Annotated in this window: 1 protein-coding gene; it reads right to left on the bottom strand. The window is 60.9% G+C overall.

Going from position 1 to position 294, the window contains the following annotated elements; all coding sequences use genetic code 11:
• Nucleotides 1-2: 2 nt before the first annotated feature.
• Nucleotides 3-294: alpha/beta hydrolase (locus ACZYTC_RS34375; RefSeq protein ID WP_488991773.1), on the bottom strand; the 292-nt coding region annotated here is incomplete at its 5' end.

Here is a 294-nt window from a genome sequence, read left to right as displayed (position 1 = left end):
GATCAGGCCGCGTCGATGTCGTTCAGCCCGAGGCGCTTATCGAGATAGGACGAGCAGGAAGCGATCAACTCGTCCGTCTTGGTGTCGAAGAAGTGATTGGCGCCGGCAATGACCGATTGTTCGATGACGATGCCCTTCTGCGTCTTCAGCTTGGAGACCAGTGTCTCGACATCCTTGAGCGGCGCGACGCGATCGGCGTCGCCAAGGACGATCAGACCGGAGGACGGGCAGGGGGCGAGAAAGGAGAAGTCGAAGCGGTTGGCCGGTGGTGCCACCGAGATGAAGCCCTCGATC

The organism is Labrys sp. F242, assembly GCF_057813875.1.
Note: the sequence above shows the minus strand (reverse complement) of the source record. Positions and strands in the feature narration are given on the sequence as shown.